This is a genomic window from Massiliimicrobium timonense (assembly GCF_042850985.1).
GTDB lineage: Bacteria > Bacillota_I > Bacilli_A > Erysipelotrichales > Coprobacillaceae > Allocoprobacillus.
In genome coordinates this window covers 31,127-48,314 of record NZ_AP031415.1, presented here as the reverse complement: position 1 = coordinate 48,314, position 17,188 = coordinate 31,127, and the positions used below count along the sequence as shown (strand labels likewise).

The 17,188-nt window shown below is 30.1% G+C and carries 20 protein-coding genes; 6 read left to right on the top strand and 14 right to left on the bottom strand.

Features of this window, described 5'->3' with window-relative positions; genetic code table 11:
• The first annotated feature begins 4 nt into the window (after positions 1-4).
• Positions 5-430 (top strand): thioesterase family protein, encoded by a 426-nt coding sequence (locus ACGHJ8_RS00250; protein ID WP_211962512.1) that lies wholly within the window; start codon positions 5-7, stop codon positions 428-430.
• Positions 431-690: 260 nt separating this feature from the next.
• Here ACGHJ8_RS00250 and ACGHJ8_RS00245 read toward each other — a convergent pair whose 3' ends face one another.
• From ACGHJ8_RS00245 to ACGHJ8_RS00220, 6 genes are all read right to left on the bottom strand, one after another.
• Positions 691-1,479, bottom strand: coding sequence for a Cof-type HAD-IIB family hydrolase (locus ACGHJ8_RS00245; RefSeq protein WP_087297246.1), 789 nt, complete (start codon positions 1,477-1,479; stop codon positions 691-693).
• Entirely contained in the window at positions 1,480-2,259 is a 780-nt protein-coding gene (locus tag ACGHJ8_RS00240; protein ID WP_211962509.1) for an HAD-IIB family hydrolase, read from the bottom strand. It lies immediately after the preceding gene.
• Positions 2,260-2,358: 99 nt separating this feature from the next.
• Positions 2,359-3,348: a rod shape-determining protein gene (locus ACGHJ8_RS00235; protein ID WP_087356885.1), complete on the bottom strand. Its 990-nt coding sequence runs from the start codon at positions 3,346-3,348 to the stop codon at positions 2,359-2,361.
• Between the two features lie 186 nt (positions 3,349-3,534).
• Entirely contained in the window at positions 3,535-4,170 is a 636-nt protein-coding gene (locus ACGHJ8_RS00230) for a M23 family metallopeptidase (protein ID WP_087356884.1), read from the bottom strand.
• Positions 4,171-4,201: 31 nt separating this feature from the next.
• Entirely contained in the window at positions 4,202-5,101 is a 900-nt protein-coding gene (spoIID, locus tag ACGHJ8_RS00225) for a stage II sporulation protein D (protein WP_087356916.1), read from the bottom strand.
• A 28-nt stretch (positions 5,102-5,129) separates the two neighbouring features.
• A complete protein-coding gene (locus tag ACGHJ8_RS00220) occupies positions 5,130-5,336 on the bottom strand; it encodes a DUF1146 domain-containing protein (protein ID WP_087356883.1) in 207 nt (68 codons plus the stop codon).
• A gap of 90 nt (positions 5,337-5,426) precedes the next feature.
• Here ACGHJ8_RS00220 and ACGHJ8_RS00215 point away from each other — a divergent pair, with 90 nt between their 5' ends.
• The 4 genes from ACGHJ8_RS00215 to ACGHJ8_RS00200 are packed head-to-tail and all read left to right on the top strand — an operon-like array spanning position 5,427 to position 7,902.
• Entirely contained in the window at positions 5,427-6,347 is a 921-nt protein-coding gene (locus ACGHJ8_RS00215; protein WP_390541027.1) for an aldo/keto reductase family oxidoreductase, read from the top strand.
• A gap of 8 nt (positions 6,348-6,355) precedes the next feature.
• On the top strand, positions 6,356-6,862 hold the full coding sequence (locus ACGHJ8_RS00210) for a GNAT family N-acetyltransferase (RefSeq protein ID WP_087356881.1): 507 nt from the start codon (positions 6,356-6,358) through the stop codon (positions 6,860-6,862).
• A complete protein-coding gene (locus tag ACGHJ8_RS00205) occupies positions 6,853-7,356 on the top strand; it encodes a GNAT family N-acetyltransferase (RefSeq protein WP_390541025.1) in 504 nt (167 codons plus the stop codon). The genes ACGHJ8_RS00210 and ACGHJ8_RS00205 overlap by 10 nt, the downstream gene beginning before the upstream one ends.
• Before the next feature lie 42 nt (positions 7,357-7,398).
• Positions 7,399-7,902, top strand: a complete 504-nt coding sequence (locus ACGHJ8_RS00200) for a ferritin family protein (protein WP_390541023.1) — start codon at positions 7,399-7,401, stop codon at positions 7,900-7,902.
• Positions 7,903-7,918: 16 nt separating this feature from the next.
• Here the strand turns inward: ACGHJ8_RS00200 and ACGHJ8_RS00195 are convergent, their stop codons facing one another.
• Both ACGHJ8_RS00195 and ACGHJ8_RS00190 read right to left on the bottom strand, forming a co-directional pair.
• Positions 7,919-8,800 (bottom strand): YitT family protein, encoded by an 882-nt coding sequence (locus tag ACGHJ8_RS00195; RefSeq protein ID WP_087356878.1) that lies wholly within the window; start codon positions 8,798-8,800, stop codon positions 7,919-7,921.
• Between the two features lie 88 nt (positions 8,801-8,888).
• Positions 8,889-9,911 (bottom strand): GH25 family lysozyme, encoded by a 1,023-nt coding sequence (locus tag ACGHJ8_RS00190; RefSeq protein ID WP_087356877.1) that lies wholly within the window; start codon positions 9,909-9,911, stop codon positions 8,889-8,891.
• Positions 9,912-10,094: 183 nt separating this feature from the next.
• On the opposite strand from ACGHJ8_RS00190, the gene ACGHJ8_RS00185 reads away from it, so the two are divergent.
• On the top strand, positions 10,095-11,282 hold the full coding sequence (locus ACGHJ8_RS00185) for an NlpC/P60 family protein (RefSeq protein WP_211962495.1): 1,188 nt from the start codon (positions 10,095-10,097) through the stop codon (positions 11,280-11,282).
• Positions 11,283-11,322: 40 nt separating this feature from the next.
• On the opposite strand, the gene ACGHJ8_RS00180 is transcribed toward ACGHJ8_RS00185, so the two are convergent.
• The 6 genes from ACGHJ8_RS00180 to ACGHJ8_RS00155 all read right to left on the bottom strand — a co-directional run bounded on the left by ACGHJ8_RS00180 (position 11,323) and on the right by ACGHJ8_RS00155 (position 17,185).
• Positions 11,323-11,913: a hypothetical protein gene (locus tag ACGHJ8_RS00180; RefSeq protein ID WP_390541020.1), complete on the bottom strand. Its 591-nt coding sequence runs from the start codon at positions 11,911-11,913 to the stop codon at positions 11,323-11,325.
• Between the two features lie 61 nt (positions 11,914-11,974).
• Positions 11,975-13,813 (bottom strand): fructose-specific PTS transporter subunit EIIC, encoded by a 1,839-nt coding sequence (locus ACGHJ8_RS00175; RefSeq protein ID WP_390541018.1) that lies wholly within the window; start codon positions 13,811-13,813, stop codon positions 11,975-11,977.
• Positions 13,803-14,726 (bottom strand): 1-phosphofructokinase, encoded by a 924-nt coding sequence (gene pfkB / locus ACGHJ8_RS00170; protein WP_087356872.1) that lies wholly within the window; start codon positions 14,724-14,726, stop codon positions 13,803-13,805. Before pfkB ends, ACGHJ8_RS00175 begins: the two co-directional genes overlap by 11 nt.
• 66 nt (positions 14,727-14,792) lie before the next feature.
• Positions 14,793-15,647, bottom strand: a complete 855-nt coding sequence (gene rsmI, locus ACGHJ8_RS00165; RefSeq protein WP_087356871.1) for a 16S rRNA (cytidine(1402)-2'-O)-methyltransferase — start codon at positions 15,645-15,647, stop codon at positions 14,793-14,795.
• On the bottom strand, positions 15,640-16,374 hold the full coding sequence (locus ACGHJ8_RS00160; protein WP_087356870.1) for a tRNA1(Val) (adenine(37)-N6)-methyltransferase: 735 nt from the start codon (positions 16,372-16,374) through the stop codon (positions 15,640-15,642). The genes rsmI and ACGHJ8_RS00160 overlap by 8 nt, the downstream gene beginning before the upstream one ends.
• The gene (locus ACGHJ8_RS00155; protein ID WP_390541016.1) at positions 16,355-17,185 is read right to left on the bottom strand and encodes a stage 0 sporulation family protein; all 831 of its coding nucleotides are present in this window, start codon (positions 17,183-17,185) and stop codon (positions 16,355-16,357) included. The genes ACGHJ8_RS00160 and ACGHJ8_RS00155 overlap by 20 nt, the downstream gene beginning before the upstream one ends.
• Between the last annotated feature and the right edge of the window lie 3 nt (positions 17,186-17,188).

Here is a 17,188-nt window from a genome sequence, read left to right as displayed (position 1 = left end):
GATTATGCACACATATACACATCAAGTTCAATATTATGAAACCGATAAAATGCAAATTACACATCATTCTAATTACATTCGTTTTATGGAAGAAGCGCGTATTGATTTTTTAAATCATATTGGTTTTGGTTATGATAAGATGGAAGAATTAGGTATTAGTTCTCCTGTTATAGGCATTCAATGTGATTATAAAAAAAGTACGACTTTCCCTGATCTTATTACCATTGAAACAAAGGTTTCTGCATATAAGGGAACACGTCTAGAAATAGAATATACGATGAAAGTCAATGATGACATTGTAGCTATTGGGAAAAGTTTACATTGTTTTCTTAATCAAAATGGTAGACCAATTATTTTAAAAAGATCTCTACCTGAATTAGACCAAATTCTTGTTCAACTTCTTAACGAGGATACAAACAATGTTGAGTGAACTCTTTCAAACTGATGGCTTTCATACATTGATATATCTTACCTGGTTTATTTTGCCTTTTCTCTTTGTGTTTTCATTTGCTTTCGGTATTAAAAATGAAGTACACGAAAAAACTGGCTTTAACTTTGCACTATTAGTTGCCAGTATATCCTTACTTTTTATGCTTGCAATGATATTATTTATGTAGATTTTATATGAGCAGAATGTTTCTGCTCTTTTTATATTATCAATAATACGAAAAAACTAGCTTTGATAGCTAGTTATTCATTAAACATCTTTTCTAATTGTATAGCCACTCCATTTTCCTGAACACTTGGACATATGATTTCTGCTCTTTTTTTAATATCTTCAATAGCATTTCCCATCGCAATAGGATGTCCAACTGTTTCAAACATTTCTACATCATTAGGACCATCCCCAAAACAGTAACTATCTTTAATATCAATATTTAATTCATGTAAGACATCTAATATACCTGTTGCCTTAGATACTTCATTAGAATAAATTTCTAAGCTATGATGATCTGGATGCAATTCGTAAGAAAAAGATTGAAAACATGAAATCGCATAATCTAACTCTTCCTGATTTTTTGTCCATGCTTCCATTTTAACCGTTCTTTTTATAATATCTTCTTCATCATATTGATAACATAAATTATGAAAATCTATATTACAATGAGAATAGAAATCTAATAAACATTGGTTTGACTGATTCAAATAACAAAGTGTTGGTGTCTGCAAAATATATTCAATATTTTTAGACTTTAAACACTCAGTCAATTCTTTAACCTTTTCTGGATTTAAATATCTTGCTGTTAAATCTTTATTATGATATTTCACATTAGCTCCATTTGCTAGTACATATCCATCAAATCCTATTTCCTTTACATTTTCAGCAATAAATCCATAAGGTCTACCACTTGCAACAAAACATAAATGTCCTTGCTTTTGAACTGATTTAATTGCATTTTTCACTTCATCAGTAATACGTCCTAACTCTGGACAAAACAATGTTCCATCAATATCAAAAAATATAATTTTCCTACTCATTTAATCCACCCATCCAAAATGCTGACATGCTTTATAAATCCCATCTTTATCAGCATCATCTGTAACATATGTTGCTTTTGCTTTCAACTCATCAATTGCATTTCCCATTGCAATAGAAGTCCATTCATCACTAAACATACTTAAATCATTTTTCTCATCACCAAAAACAACAACATCTTTATAATCTCCACCAAAATGATCAACAATAGCTTTAATACCTACTGATTTATCACCAGGTTCAACAAACAAATATTCTTTATGGAAACGACACCAAGGTAATTCCTTTAGAGTTTCTAGTTTTTGTTCTTCTGGAGTAAAACAAGCCACATAAACTTTATAGATTTGATCATAATTTCTTGGATCCAATCCTTCTTCAACAACTGTATCCATATAAATATCATGGGTAAAATCATAAAAGCGATTATCTGGTGCTAAACGTCTTGTTTCATTATCTGGTGATATTGCCCAAATGAATCCTTTTTCTTTACATTCATCAATTAATGCTAGACACTTATCATAATCTAAAGGTTTGATTTCAATTAGTTTTTCATTGATAGTGATTCCATTTCCCCCGTCACTCACCATATTTTTAAATCCTAATTCTTTCATATGATTGACTGCCATTGCATAACTTCTACCTGTTGCAATAGCAACAAAATGTCCTTTTGCTTCTAATTCTTTAATTGTTTTTCTCGCTGATTCAGGAACATATTGGTCACCCGGAGTTCCAACAGCTAAAGTTCCATCAATATCAAAGAAAAAATACTTCTTTTTCCCCATTTTCATCACCTCTATTAACCATTTTAACAAAACCTTATCAAAAATCTATTTTTTTACAAAATAAGAAAAAGTATCACCATAATGATGATACTTTAAAGATTACTGTAAATATTGAGTATTTTCTAACATAACTCCACAACCTTCAGCAACACAGTCAAGAGCATTTTCAGCAACAAATACAGGAACTCCTAAACCTTCTTCTAAGAATTTATCTAAATTATGAAGTAAAGCTCCTCCACCTGTTAAGAATACACCCTTATTCACAATATCTGCAGAAAGTTCTGGTGGTGTTTGTTCAAGAACTTGTTTTGTAGAACGTAAAATTGTCATGCAGCATTCTTCTAATGCTTCTTGAGTTTCTTTAGCATTTAATTGAATTGTGTGAGGTAAACCTGTTACTAAATCCCTACCTCTTACATCCATAACATCTTTTGGATCTGCTTCATAAGCACTACCAATTGTCATCTTAATTTCTTCTGCTGTACGATCCCCAATTAATAATTTATATTTATCTTTAACATATTTAATTAATTCAGCATCCATCTTATCTCCAGCAATTTTTAAAGATGTACTTGTTACAATATCACCTAATGAAAGAACAGCAATATCTGTTGTTCCCCCACCAATATCAACAACCATATTTCCAGATGGTTTAGAAATATCTAAACCAGCTCCAATAGCTGCAACCTTTGGTTCTTCTTCAATATAAACACGTTTAGCACCACATCTTAAAGCCACATCTTGAATAGCACTCTTTTCAATAGAAGTAATATTAGATGGACAACAAATTAAGATTGTTGGTCTTGAGAAAACTCCTTTTAAGTTAAGTTTATTAATAAAATGAGTTAATAATATTTCAGTAATTTGAAAATCTGCGATAACCCCATCTTTTAAAGGACGAATAGCTTGAAATTTACCTGGAGTTTTTCCAAGCATATCTCTGGCTTCTTCTCCAACAGCGATAGGTTTATTTGTTTCAGTATTGATAGTCACAACAGAAGGTTCATTCACAACAATCCCTTCACCTTTAACATAAATAAGAATGTTAGCAGTTCCCAAGTCAATACCAATTTCCTTTGATAATTTCATTGAACATTCCTCCTATAAGCATTTCTATTGTATCATTTTTCTTATTAATTACAAGAAAAAATTATTACTATATCAACATAATTTTTATCTTTTCAAAAACTCTATCTCTATCACAATGATAATATAATAAATGTATGAAATTTATGTGAATATTTTAAAAAAATTTAGATTCCTAAGAATCTAAATTTACTTAATCATATCCAGTGTTTGTCCAATAAATTTTTCTGGATTATACAGTTGATCATCCTTTTGTAAAATAAAATGTAAATGATTTTTCAAATCTGCCTCATATACATTTTCTCCACTTTTCCCAATGATATCTCCCTGTTTGACTTCTTGATTTAACTCAACAGATACTTTTGATAAAGACTCATACGTGGTAGAAATGTTATCACTATTTGTAATTGTGACAACCCATCCTAAAACTGGATCATTTGTTTTCTTTGTCACTGTTCCACTGATAGCTGCCATCACATCAAAGACTTCATTTTTATTTGCATAATCGATACCTTGATTTGGACGATAGACATCTTCAAACAGAATTAGCGATTGTTCCTGTTTAGACTCATCATCATCTTTATCATAATAATATCTCACAATGCCAATACCATCTTTTACAGGCGATTTTAAAGTTTCTACTTTATTTTCTTCTTTTTTTGTTTCCTGTGTTTTGTTTTCATCTACTTTCACAACAGTTTCATCTTCAAAACTTTTTGTACGTTCATCTAAAATATTTTGAACAATACCAATACCACCTAAAAATAAAGCCAATGCCAGTGAGATTCCTAGGACTTTCTTATAATGAAAAGATCTTTTCTTCATGCTTTCACCTCAACTTAAGTATGAACAAAAGTTAAGAGTCTATACTTTCAATTTCAATATTTTGATAATAATGATGTAAAATATCTTGATAATTGTTATTTTCTAAAGCCATAGCTTGAGCTCCATATTGACTCATTCCTACACCATGACCATTTCCTCTGGTAATAAAAGTATAGCCATTTGATGAAAATTCAATTTGAAAACATGAAGATGGTAAAGATAACTTTTCTCTTATTTCTCTACCAGTATATGTTTTTTGATTAATTGTGACTTGTTGAACATAGCCACTTGATGTATGTGATGTAACTCGAATATCTTCTGGTACAACATTAAAAATATCTGCTAATTGTTTTTTTGTAAAAGTCTTTTTTCTTATATTATGAGGATCAATACTTGTATCCCAATGACTATCTACAGCCTTTAAATAAGCAACTTCTCCAGTAAAATAATCCTCACTATTAACAGTCTTTCCATTACTGCTAGAAAAAAACAAAGCAGAAATATACTTACCTTGATAAGTCATTACTTTACCTTTGGTTTCTTGAATAGCTTCTTCTATTTTCTTTTTATTTTGTTCATACTGTTTTCCCCAATTCTCTTTCATTTGATCTTCATTTAAATATACCTGTGAATTTGTCGTATTATCTACCTTTAAATTTCTTGATAAAACAAAAGTACGACTTGCTACTGCCTGTGCCTTCAGTGCCTCCTTTTCAAAACTTACTGGCATTTCCCCGGCAATAACACCAATAAGATATTCTTCTAACGGGATTGATATCACTTGATTTGATGTTTGAACTTGAACAATCTTTTCTTGTTGTTTTACTTGATATTGAAAATCTAACCACGTCAATGCTTCCTGATAACGAAAACATCCAATAATCAATAGAAGTGAACAAACAAAAAGAAGTTTTACATATATTTTTTTCATCATTATTATATATGTACAAACTTCTTATTTAGAATTGAAAACTTAAACTTCCAAAAGATAATACAAAAGATGCAAATAAATATCCTAAAGCAATGGACGTGACTATAAAAAAGATATGGAATTCTCTTTCTTTTCCTTTTCTTATATATTGATCAAAACGAAAACAGCTTAAACCAATCATTGCTAGAACTATTGAAATAATATAAACAACAATATTAACAATATGATAAACCATATAACCTCCCTAAAAATATTTAAAAAGTCATTTCATTCTCTTTTACATTATAATCATTATTTTATATAATAACAACAGGAGGTTCAAATTATGAATTATTTTCAAATACCTAAAACAAATTTAAAAGCATCACGTCTTGCTTTAGGATGTATGCGTATTGCCGATAAGAGCGTCGATGAAGTTGAAAAACTGGTTGAAACAGCGTTGGAATCAGGTATTAATTTCTTTGATCATGCAGATATTTATGGTGGTGGTCAATCAGAAGCTATTTTTGGTGAAGTTTTAAAAAGACATCCTGAATATCGTCAAAAAATGATTATTCAGACAAAATGTGGAATTGTTCCTGGAAAACGTTATGATTTTTCTAAAGAACATATTTTACAAAGCGTTCAAAATTCTTTAGATAGATTACAGACAGATTATGTAAATATTTTATTATTACATCGTCCTGATGCCTTATGTGATCCTCAAGAAGTTAGTGAAGCTTTTGATGAATTATATGAAAGTGGAAAAGTGAAATATTTTGGTGTTTCTAATCATACACCTTTACAAGTTGAACTTTTACAAAAGTATTCAAAATACCCTATTATTATTAATCAGCTTCAATTGTCTATTGTTCACTCTGTAATGATTGATTCTGGTTTAAATATGAACATGAAAGAAGCTTGGGCTCAAGATAAAGATGGTGGTGTTTTAGATTATTGTCGTCTACATGACATCACAATTCAACCTTGGAGTGTTGTTCAAGCTTCATGGGCAGAAGGATGTTTCATTGATCATCCAAACTATGAGAAGTTAAATAGTGTTATGGAAGAACTTGCTAAAGAATATCATGTAACAAAAAGTGCTATTGCGATTGCATGGTTACTTCGTCATCCAGCCTGTATGCAACCCATTATGGGGACAACTTCTCCTGTTCATCTTCAAGAAATGGTACAGGCATGTGATGTTCATTTGACACGTCAACAATGGTATGATTTATATCTTGCCAGTGAAAAGCCTTTACCATAGGAGAATACATGATTATTGAGTTAAAAACATTGGATCAAATTGATCCATGTCAATTAGCTTATCACGCTAATGAACAAAGTATTGGAAACTATTTAAGAAATTCCTTCCCCTACCCATATACTCTCGATCATGCGATGTCATTTATCACCCATTCATTAGAAAATCATGGGTTAGATTTTGGCATTGTTGTTGATGGAATATGTGTAGGATGTATTGGTGGAACTTTGCACAATGATATTGATGTGCATAATTGTGAATTAGGCTATTGGCTCAATCCTGCCTATGCAAATAAAGGTATTATGAAACAGGCTGTTAAACTTTTTTGCTTATATGTTTTTGAAAATTATCATATTCATAAAATATATGCTGAAGTTTTTGTAGAAAATCTGGCATCCTGTCATGTACTTGAAGCCAATCAGTTTGTTAAAGAAGGATATTTATATGAACATGCTTATAAAAATTTTCAATATCATGATATCATTATTTATAGTTTAAGGAGAACAATATGGAAATAAGAAAATCATCGCTTGATGATGTTAAAGATATTATGACACTTATCCATCAAGCTCAGTCTTATTTTAAAAAAGCTGGTATAGATCAGTGGCAAGATGGTTATCCACAAGCTGATGATATTATTCAAGATATCAACCAGGGAAAAAGTTATGTCATTGAAGATACAAAAATAATTGGAACTATGTATTTTGCAATTGAAGATGAACCAACTTATCATATCATTGACGGGGCATGGAAAACAGCAAATCAACCTTACGCTGTGATTCATAGAATTGTTGTGGATGAAGCATATAAAGGTCAAAATATAGCTCATCAATTATTAGAATATGCTATTCATGAATGTCAACACAACCACATTCATAGTATTCGCATTGATACTCATAAAGATAATTTATCTATGCAACGTTTTTTAACAAAACATAGCTTTGAAGTATGTGGTGAAATTACTTTATTGAGTGGTGCTCGTCGTATCGGTTTTGAAAAAATATGTGAATAAATGAAAATAACCTTCATACATTAGAGTGTGGAGGTTATTTTTATGAACTATTTAATTAATAAACCCTATCCTAAAATTCAAAATATACAACCTAATCCTCAATATGCATCTATGATGCTTTCAAATTTAGGTGGTTTACATTCAGAAATGAATGCTGTCAGTCTTTATTTCTACAACCATATTATTTTAATGGATACTTGGCCAGAACTATCTGAAGCAATGGAAAAGATAAGCATTGTAGAAATGCATCATTTAGACATCTTTGCCCAATTAGCTTATCAGTTAGGAACTGATCCTCGTTTATGGGATTGTCAACAAGGCTATCTGGAATACTGGAGTCCAAGTTATAATGTCTATCCATGTCATTTACAATCTCTTTTAGAGAATGCTATGATTCAAGAACAACAAACGATTGATATTTATCAAAAACAAATCAATTGTATATACAATCAAACAATTCAAAAAATACTCTATCGCATTATTGAAGACGAACAACTCCATCTTCAAATCTTTGAATCTTTTCTTAATGAATATAATGCAAAATAAAAAGGCATATGCCTTTTTATTCAATTGGTTCTTGATAAAAGTTTCCTGTCACTCCCTCAGAATTCATAATATTAATGAAAACATGTGAGTCCAGTTCTCTAATAAGATGAACAACATCTTTCACTTCATCAGCACCAACAACAGTATATAACATTGTTTTATTTTCTTTTAAATAACATCCCTGTCCTTCAAATTTTGTCACACCATGATGAGTATATTCTAATAACTCTTGACCAATAGTTTCTCCTTCTTTTGTAATAATCAATAAAGTGACTTTATGATCACGACGATGTAATCTTTCAATCACTTGAGTAGAAACAAACTGAAAGATAATAGAATACATAGCAGCTTCAAATCCAAAAATAAAACCACCTGTAATCAAAATAATCGTATTAATTCCAAATACAAAGTTCCATGAAGGTTTCTTAAGTTTATTAGATAAATAAACCGCAATAAAATCTGTTCCCCCACTTGAAGCCTTTCCATATAATGCAATAACAATTGCTATACCATTTAAAATACCCCCAAAAACAGAAACTAATAGTGGATCATATGTAATCGGTGTGACTGGTATTAAATCAACTAAAAAGGAATTTAAAACAATCATCAAGACTGAATAACTGGTAAATTTTTTACCTATCATTTTAAATCCAATAAAAGCTGGTAAAGCATTTAATGAAATATTGATAATTGAATAAGGTAATTCAATACCAGCAAAAAGATTGGCTGATCGTTGTATCAATAATGATAAACCCGTAAAACCACCCGGAATTAAATCTCCAGCCCTAACAAATGATTTAATATTGATTGACATAATAATAGAAGCTATAAATACACAAATCAGTGCCGTTATATGTTTTTTCCATTCTTTTTCATTTCTCGTTTTGGCATAAACCATTTTATAGTCACTCTCCCTTAAGACGCATTCATTATACTATTGTACAAACATAAATACAATAGAAAAGGCATTGCTTTATACAATGCCCTTAACTTTTTAAACGTCCTTCTTGAAGCAGTCTTAATAATTCCAGATTTTGTCTGGCACTACCTGTATAATTATCAATACCATTCTTTTGAGCAAGTTCTTTTCTTGAAGCAAAAGAAGAATCTACACCAATTTGATCCAATGCATCAACAAGAGAGTCACCACGATATGTTGGATGAGAAAGATATCTCAATGTTCCTGTAATGCTTTCATTATTGACCCATCCCAAACCATTTCCAATTAAATAAGGGTTTCTGGCATGAGGGACAACTCTTGTAATTGTTCCATGATTCATATATGGAATCAAAGGAACACTACTTTCTGATGAAATAAAAACATGATCAAAAGTGACATGATCTCCTATCTGATACTTATCTTCTGGACTTTCTGGTTCTGGCGTTGTTTCTATACGGAAATTATTATATCCCCCATCCTTAATTTCAGATGGAAAATCTCTAAAAGCATAATTTCTATCTACAGGTGCATTGATTCCTTCTACAAATCCATGATCTGTATATTGCCACATATCAAATCCTTCTGCTCCTAGTTCTTCAGCATAACGAGCGACCCATCTTGTATATCTTTTAAATGTAGCCCCTGTTAATTTTGTTGTCCACCAGTAATATGAAGCATAAAATCCAGGAAAATATTGATTTCTAGCAAGTTCTTCTGCCCAGACTCTGGCATTTCTTTCAATCTGATCATTTGTTAACTGACCAATGCGTGGGTCTTCTAAATCTAAATAAATTGGATATTCCATTTGATAATTTTCAATCAAACGCATAACATGTCTTGCTTCAGATAAAGCTGCACGTTCATCTGTTGCGTATGAATAAAGATAGACACCAAAAGGAATACCTAATCTTGTACATTCATCTGCATTTCTTTTAAAAGTCGGATCATCTTGTCCCGGTATATCCTGACCGTAACCACAACGTAGTATTGCAAAATCAATATGATCTTTCACAAGCTCCCAATTAATTTCACCTTGATATTGTGAAACATCAATTCCTTCTTTAGCCATTCCTTCACCTCCTCAAAATACAATATGTTACTTTTATAAAAATGTCTGCACATTTGCCATAGATTTTCATGACTTTCTATTATATGTTCTCAATATATAAAACATGACATTTTATAATTTCTATGATTTGGTTATTTTTTTCTTATTGTTTTGTGTTATAATGTTTCTTGCAGAGGTGATTGAATGAAGAAAATATCAATAAGTCTTTTAACTTTTTGTTCAGTATTCGCTATGACTCTTTTTCCAATAGATGTTCATGCGATTGATTTTGAAGGTAAAGAAGATCAATATATTAAAATTTGTTCTTCAAATCTTACCAATTCTAATAAGAAGACTTGTCAAGAGTTTAACAAATATTTAAAGGAAAAAAATCAGGATTTAAAAGAGGAAATTCAAGATACAAAAGATGATTTAGCTAAAACGAATGATAATCTTGAAGAAGTTTCTCAAAAAATCGATCAATTAAATTCTCAAATCGATCAAAAGAATAAAGAAATTGATTATATGTTAAAATCAATTGAAAAAATAAAAAAAGATATAGCTAAAAAAGAAGAACAAATGAGAGAACGTTTATATGTTATGCAAACAACATATAATTCTAATTGGGTTGTTGATTTCTTATTTGGATCTGATGACTTTAGTACTTTCTTCTCTCGTTTAAGTAGTGTTAATGATATCACTGCTTATGAAAAAGAATTAGTTGATGAACTTACACAACAAAAAAAGAATCTTGATACACAACAAAAATCTTTAGAAACTGCAAGAGAAAATTTAAAATCACAAAAGAAATCTCAAGAAGCATTACAAGAAAAATATATTGAATTAAAAGCTTCACAACAAGAGAAAATTAAAGATAATCAAAAAGAATCAAAAGAAGTTTCTTCAGCACAAAAGAAAATAGATGCTGCTCTTTCTGAATTGATTTCTCGTGCTCCTAGTGGTGGTGGCGGTGGTGGATCATATGTTCCCGGTGATTCATCTGTTGGTAACGCTATTGCTCAAAAAGCATTAACAAGACGAGGATGTCGCTATTGGTGGGGAGCTAATGGTCCAAACTATTTTGATTGTTCTGGTTTAGTATATTGGGCATATAATCAAGCTGGCGTCAAATTAGGTCGTACAACAGCTGCTGGATATGCTGGTAGTGGACAATCTATTTCACGTTCTCAACTACAACCGGGAGATGTCATCACATTTAGCTATGGTAGTGGTGTTGCACATATTGGTATCTATATTGGTGGTGGAAGTTTTGTTCATGCTTCTGGTGAAGGGTCTGGTACTGTTGGTCAATATGCAGATCAATGTGTAAAAACAGCCCCACTTTCCGGATACTGGGAAAGATATGTTTATAATTATAGAAGATTATATTAAAGAAAATCTGTATGAATAGTTCATACAGATTTTTTATTATCTATTTATTGCTTAATGCAATTTCTTGATAAAGTATTTGCCCTCTAGGATTATCTAAATGATATTTTTTGGCTAATTCATTATAATGAAATTGTAAATAATGTTGTAATTCATATTTTGTATGATGTGTTGTCACTATATTTTCTATATGGATGGGATCATTTAAACAAACATGATTCTTTTTAAGCAATTCAATGATTCTTTGTGTCTGAAGTATTGAAAAACTTTCAAAAGCATACATTTTATCATGATAATGAATAATCATATCTAAACAATAAGTGAGATTAACACCCATATGTCCACAATATAATATTGGTTCATCTCTTTTCCAATATTCATCACTCAACAAAGAAAATTTTTCTTTATGATTTTCACAGTAACTCATGAGTCGGCTACATAATGAAATGCTTATAGATTCTATATGATGATAGAAAAATTGTGGGTAATGATGATCATTAAGAAGATATATCTTTTTATTATCAAATACAAGATGAGGGCAATCATTCTTTAACTCTTGTATATTTTCATCAAACACAAACATACATTTTACATAATCATTCTTAACATAGTTTTTAATAATTATTTGGCTCATTCTTATGTCTTACCTCCTTATTTTTATTATACTTCTATTAATCAAAAGAAAACAAGAGCCTTTAAGATTCGACTCTTGTTTTGTGATAATATGATAATAAATATTTTGTAAAAATAATGAAAAGTGTTCCAATAACTGTTGAAAGAACTAAACTAAATGCAAAATATAAAGGCTGATTGATAAACATGATTGTCCATATACCACCATGTGGAAATGCCTGACTACATCCAAAATACATTGCCAATGCTCCAGCTATGGCTGATGCAATAATACATGGATAATGAATTGTATATTTATTTTTTTGCATATAAGGAATTGCAGCTTCACTTACAAAGCATAGTCCATTAAAAAGACAAGACCATTTTTGTTTTCTTTCCTCATCATTAAAAATATGTGTTATAAGCATTGTCAACCAGATGATTAATGGTGGTAACATACCTGTCAACATCACTGCTGACATTAAATCATATCTGCCAATAAAAATACCTATAATTCCAAATGTATAAGCTGTTTTATTAATAGGTCCTCCTAAATCTATAGACATCATAATACCTAGTAAAGCTCCTATAAGAATCAACATAACTGGATTCAATTCTTGTGTTATCAAAGGAATATAAGAAGCAAAATAAGGTGATGTCAAATAGATAATCACTCCCATCACAAAACTTCCTATTAGTGGTATAAAAAGATTAGGAGATAAACTTTGAAAATCTTTAGGTAAATATTTTAATATACGTGATAAACCTAAAACAAAATATCCTGCAATATATCCTAGAATAATTCCCTCAATAACATTTCCTTGCATATTTATCAGTAATATAGAAGAAACTAATGATACAATAAATGCTGGTTTTCCTGCAATACTATCACTTATAAATGCACTCATAATAGGAATAGCAATATTAATTGCTAAAGTTGCAATATAATAAATTAATGTTAAGTATTCACTTTCAATACCCATATTTTGAATATAAGGTATTAAACTTATAAAAATACCTGAAATCATAAGAATAGGTATAATCTGTGAAATACCACTCATTAAATGCTGATAAATTCTTCTAATTCCTTTTTCATTTGTTTCCTGTTTTTGTTCACTTGATTGATAAACTTCTATATTTGAACTCATTGCCTTTTGTAGTAATTCTTCTGTGTGATAAATAGCTTTAGTAACTGGAACTTGAATTAAAGGTTTATGATGAAATCTTTCCATTTCTACTTTTTTATCAGCAGCTACAATGACACATCGTGCTTTTTGAATATCTTCTTTTGTTAATGTATTTTGAATACCACTGGCTCCATTTGTTTCTACTTTGATAGATATGTTCATTTCTTTTGCTTTTTCAATCAATGCTTTTTCAGCTATATAAGTATGGGCTATTCCTGTTGGACAAGCTGTCACTGCAACAATATCTAACTCTTTCGATTCTTCCTTTTGATCTTCTTTCTTTTCTAAATCATGACATAGAATAGATAAAAACTCTTTTTCATGGGAACTATGAATAAGTTGATCCACAATTTTTTCATCCATTAATATTTGACAGAGTTGTGCTAATATTTCTAAATGTTTTGATCCTGCTTCTTTTGGAACAGCAATCATAAATAATAAATGCACTGGCTTTTGATCTAATGAATCGTATTCTATTCCTTTTGGACTGACCATTGCAACCAATGAAGGATAATTGACGGTTTCACTCTGTGCATGTGGTATTGCGATAAAATGTCCTATTCCTGTTGATGAAAGTTTTTCTCTTTCTAATATAGCTTGATAGTAAATATCTTGATTTTGTATATGACCACATTGATAATGTTTTGCTACCATTTCTTGAATAGCTTCTTCTTTATTTGTAGCCGTTGTATCTAAAATAATACTATCTTCCTTTAATAAATCTTTAATATTCATACTCTACCTCATGAACTGTTTTCAATAATTCATCGACTTCTTCCTGTGTAGCCAAATCATGTGAAAAGGCACTGGCACTTCCTGTCGCTACTCCCATTTTAAACGCTTGGATGTAATCTTTTGTTTTTTCATATCCTGCAATAAACCCAGCAACCATTGAATCTCCTGCTCCTACTGAATTTTTTACAATACCTTTTGGTGCCTCACTAAAGTATACTTTTCCATTTTCACAAATAAAGAATGCTCCATCACCTGCCATTGAAATCAAAACATTCTTTGCTCCCATTTCTTGAAGTTTCTTTGCATAAGTCACTATATCTTTTTGATCAAAAAGTTTCACGTGAAACATTTCTGCTAACTCATGGTTATTAGGTTTAATTAAGAAAGGTTTATATTCCAATACTTTCATTAATAATTCCCCTGTTGCATCAACAATGATTTCAATACCTATATCTTGTAATTCTTTCATAATATTAGCATAAATATCATTAGAAACACATTGAGGAATACTTCCTGATAAAACAAGTATATCCCCTTTCTTTAACTTCTTTAACTTTTCCATTAATAACTCAATATCTTGTTTTGATATATGAGGTCCATTCCCATTAACTTCTGTTTCTTGTTGACTTTTTAATTTAAAATTAATGCGAGAATAACCATTATGAACATCTATAAAATCAGTATGAATCCCTTTTTCTTCTACACGCTTTTGTATTTCTTTTCCTGTAAATCCAGCAATAAATCCAAGTGTCTGGCTTTCAACACCTAAGTTTTTTAAAACAATAGATACATTAATTCCTTTTCCCCCTGCAAGAATATATTCATCTTGAACACGATTAACTTCTCCTGTCTGAAATTGATCTACAGTTACCATATAATCAATTGACGGATTAAACGTTATTGTATAAATCATATTTTTCCCTCCTTGTGATATCCTTATTATACAATAAAGTATAAAAAAAAGAATATATTTCTATATTCAATTTTTATGATACTCATTATATACAATATTTTTAGATAACTTTCTTTCTTTTGCTACTTCTTTAATAGCATCTTTTGTTGACATTCCTTTTTCAATATATTCTTCAACATGTTCTACAATGCTTTGTTCAAATACAAGAGGCTGATCCTGAAATTCTTCATGACTTCCCTCAACAACAATAACCATTTCACCTTTCATATCATCAATGACAGATAATATTTCTTCAATTGTTCCTCTATTAATTTCCTCATGTTTTTTTGTTAATTCTCTACATAAGGCAATAGAACGATTTCCTAAAATATCGTACATCAATTTCAATGTTTTTTTAATACGGTGTGGTGCTTCGTAAAAAACAATTGTTTCTTGATATTTTTTTAGTTTTTCCAGCTCTTTTTTCTTATTTTTATCATTTCTATCTAAAAAACCATAAAAGAGAAAAGGTTGTGGTGCAATACCAGAAACAACCAATGCATCTAAACAAGCATTTGCTCCAGATATCGGAACAACATTCATTCCTTCTTTAATAACCTCTTTCACAAGCTCGTAACCAGGATCACTAATTGCAGGATATCCTGCATCACTTACTAATGCAATATTCAAACCATTTTTTAAATCATGAACAATCTTTGGTATAGCTGTCATCAGATTATGTTCATGGTGAGAAACCAGCTTTGTTGAAATGTCAAAATGATTTAATAGTTTCACAGTATTACGTGTATCTTCTGCTGCAATATAATCAACATCTTTAAGAACCTGTATTGCACGATAAGTCATTTCATTTAAATTTCCAATTGGTGTAGCGACAACAAAAAGTGTCGGTTTTTGATTTTCAAAACTTTTTTGTCTATTCATGAATATCTTCTCCAAACATCTTTCTCACTTCATTTGAATAGCTACCATCTTCATTATGAGCATATAATGGTGCTTCTATTTTTAATCCTTTATTTCCTTTATACATTCCTTCAATTAAAAAAATATGTGAATCTTTCCCTACTTTTGGATAAACAAAACGAATACGCTTTGGTTCAATATCATATTTTTGCATCATATTAATAATTTCAATCATACGATCAGGTCGATGCACCATCGCAAAACGACCTTTATTATCCAATATTCTTGCTGCTGATTGTACAATTTCTTCTAAATTGATTTTTATTTCATGACGAGCAATTTTTAAATATTCATTCTCATTCAAATTACTTCTCTCATCTACTCTAAAAAAAGGAGGATTACATATAACAAGTTTAACCTTTTGAGCATCTTTAACATATTCCTTAATATCTGAATGAATAATTTCTATTTGTTGTTCTAAGTGATTTAATTGTATATTTTTCAATGCTAAATCTACTGCTTCTTTTTGTATTTCGATTCCTGTAATCTTTTTATCAGTTCTTAAGCTTAATAATAGAGGAATAGCTGCATTATTTGTTCCAAAGTCAACTATTTCATCTAAATCTTTATTAATTGTACAAAAATGTGCTAATAAAACAGTATCCAAAGAAAAATTAAACATATCTTTTCTTTGGATAATTTTCATATTTTCATATGCTAATAAATAATTAACGACTTCTTGGTTCATGCTTATGCTCTCTTGGTGGCAGTATTTGAATTTCATCTAAAGATACAAATGTTATATTACCGTCATGTTCTATTTTTACTAAATCACTAATGACATTTAAACCAGTAACTTTAACAATTTTATTATCATATTTCACTTTTGAACCAATCTTAGGAAATCTTTGTTTTTCTTTTGTATATGTATCATCTTCGTATTTAAGACAACAAAGTAATCGACCACATGATCCAGAAATCTTATCAATATTAATAGCTAACATCTGATTTTTTGCCATATTAATAGACACACCATCAAATTCTCCAAGAAAAGATGAACAACATAATGGCAAACCACAAGATCCCAAACCACCAACAATTTTTGATTTATCACGTGGACCTATCTGTCTTAATTCAATACGACATTTAAAAACACTTGCCAATTCTTTAAGTAGTTCTCTAAAGTCTACACGTGTTTCTGATGTATACATAAATATTACTTTTGATGCATCAAGTGTATATTCACAGCTGACCAAATGCATCTCCAAATCATATTGTTTTACAATATCTTTACAAATTTCAAGTGACTTTTCAGCTTTTGCTTCATTATATGCGTAAAGCTCTATGTCAGCTCTATTAGCTTTTCTCTTTACTTTTTTGAGTTCTGTATCAAGATTAAATTCTGATAGATGCTTTAAATCTGATACCAGTTCTCCTAACTCTAATCCTCTTATTGTTTCTACAACAACTTTATCTCCTTTATACACTTCCAAGTCGGTAGAAAAATAATAAGATTTTCCAACATTGTTAAAACGTACAAGAGCTAATCTTTCTTCCATACT

What these genes read in the sequence shown, in the direction of transcription:
- ACGHJ8_RS00250 (WP_211962512.1), top strand. Translation starts at nt 5, where the DNA reads ATGCACACATATACACATCAAGTTCAATATTATGAAACCGATAAAATG.
- ACGHJ8_RS00245 (WP_087297246.1), bottom strand. Translation starts at nt 1,479, where the DNA reads ATGAGTAGGAAAATTATATTTTTTGATATTGATGGAACATTGTTTTGT.
- ACGHJ8_RS00240 (WP_211962509.1), bottom strand. Translation starts at nt 2,259, where the DNA reads ATGGGGAAAAAGAAGTATTTTTTCTTTGATATTGATGGAACTTTAGCT.
- ACGHJ8_RS00235 (WP_087356885.1), bottom strand. Translation starts at nt 3,348, where the DNA reads ATGAAATTATCAAAGGAAATTGGTATTGACTTGGGAACTGCTAACATT.
- ACGHJ8_RS00230 (WP_087356884.1), bottom strand. Translation starts at nt 4,170, where the DNA reads ATGAAGAAAAGATCTTTTCATTATAAGAAAGTCCTAGGAATCTCACTG.
- spoIID (WP_087356916.1), bottom strand. Translation starts at nt 5,101, where the DNA reads ATGAAAAAAATATATGTAAAACTTCTTTTTGTTTGTTCACTTCTATTG.
- ACGHJ8_RS00220 (WP_087356883.1), bottom strand. Translation starts at nt 5,336, where the DNA reads ATGGTTTATCATATTGTTAATATTGTTGTTTATATTATTTCAATAGTT.
- ACGHJ8_RS00215 (WP_390541027.1), top strand. Translation starts at nt 5,427, where the DNA reads ATGAATTATTTTCAAATACCTAAAACAAATTTAAAAGCATCACGTCTT.
- ACGHJ8_RS00210 (WP_087356881.1), top strand. Translation starts at nt 6,356, where the DNA reads ATGATTATTGAGTTAAAAACATTGGATCAAATTGATCCATGTCAATTA.
- ACGHJ8_RS00205 (WP_390541025.1), top strand. Translation starts at nt 6,853, where the DNA reads ATGGAAATAAGAAAATCATCGCTTGATGATGTTAAAGATATTATGACA.
- ACGHJ8_RS00200 (WP_390541023.1), top strand. Translation starts at nt 7,399, where the DNA reads ATGAACTATTTAATTAATAAACCCTATCCTAAAATTCAAAATATACAA.
- ACGHJ8_RS00195 (WP_087356878.1), bottom strand. Translation starts at nt 8,800, where the DNA reads ATGGTTTATGCCAAAACGAGAAATGAAAAAGAATGGAAAAAACATATA.
- ACGHJ8_RS00190 (WP_087356877.1), bottom strand. Translation starts at nt 9,911, where the DNA reads ATGGCTAAAGAAGGAATTGATGTTTCACAATATCAAGGTGAAATTAAT.
- ACGHJ8_RS00185 (WP_211962495.1), top strand. Translation starts at nt 10,095, where the DNA reads ATGAAGAAAATATCAATAAGTCTTTTAACTTTTTGTTCAGTATTCGCT.
- ACGHJ8_RS00180 (WP_390541020.1), bottom strand. Translation starts at nt 11,913, where the DNA reads ATGAGCCAAATAATTATTAAAAACTATGTTAAGAATGATTATGTAAAA.
- ACGHJ8_RS00175 (WP_390541018.1), bottom strand. Translation starts at nt 13,813, where the DNA reads ATGAATATTAAAGATTTATTAAAGGAAGATAGTATTATTTTAGATACA.
- pfkB (WP_087356872.1), bottom strand. Translation starts at nt 14,726, where the DNA reads ATGATTTATACAATAACGTTTAATCCGTCAATTGATTATATGGTAACT.
- rsmI (WP_087356871.1), bottom strand. Translation starts at nt 15,647, where the DNA reads ATGAATAGACAAAAAAGTTTTGAAAATCAAAAACCGACACTTTTTGTT.
- ACGHJ8_RS00160 (WP_087356870.1), bottom strand. Translation starts at nt 16,374, where the DNA reads ATGAACCAAGAAGTCGTTAATTATTTATTAGCATATGAAAATATGAAA.
- ACGHJ8_RS00155 (WP_390541016.1), bottom strand. Translation starts at nt 17,185, where the DNA reads ATGGAAGAAAGATTAGCTCTTGTACGTTTTAACAATGTTGGAAAATCT.